1 protein-coding gene is annotated in these 555 nt (G+C 58.7%); it reads right to left on the bottom strand.

The genetic code is table 11. From position 1 onward, the window contains the following. Nucleotides 1–519, bottom strand: a 519-nt coding sequence (locus tag HIJ39_RS23365) for a L,D-transpeptidase family protein (RefSeq protein WP_243239942.1), incomplete at its 3' end; no start/stop codon positions are given. Nucleotides 520–555 lie beyond the last annotated feature (36 nt).

Genomic DNA, 555 nt, shown 5'->3' with positions numbered 1-555 from the left:
AGAATTAGGGCGCACCAACGGCGCTGATCCCGGGGGTGCCACCGTCACCAGCGCTCCGATATAGAGATGCGGATAGATCTTTTGGGCCACGGGAATGGGCACCTCCACACAGCCCAAGCTTTGGGGAAATCCGTACTGCGCCCGCAGAAACCCATGCACCGCTTGGCTTTTATCGAAGTAATTAATCCAATGGACCGGATCCGCATAGGACGTGCCGTTGGGATTGATTCCTCGCATAATCTGGAATGTGCGCCGTTCATCGACGGCGTAACTCCCCAGTGTGGTCGGCGTCTCGGGAATTCCGGTGTTCGCAAGCGTGGTCAGCACCACATGCCCAGCCACCCACAACCACAGCCGTTCCGGCAACGTTTCCGAGACATAGATATAGGCGTACGGCGTCGGATTGACCACCGGATGCCGCACCGCCTGTTGGAGCGCCATCCAAACCTGGGGGCCGGGGATGCCATTCACCGGCAGATGCTGCTGGTGTTGAAAGGCAATCACCGCGGCTTGGGTCATAGCGGTCCAGTACCTCGGATTCCAGAGGGATTTCAG

Source organism: Sulfobacillus harzensis (assembly GCF_012933365.1).
Taxonomy (GTDB): domain Bacteria; phylum Bacillota; class Sulfobacillia; order Sulfobacillales; family Sulfobacillaceae; genus Sulfobacillus_B; species Sulfobacillus_B harzensis.
The sequence above is the reverse complement of the archived record's forward strand: the minus strand, read 5'-3'. Positions and strand labels throughout refer to the sequence as shown.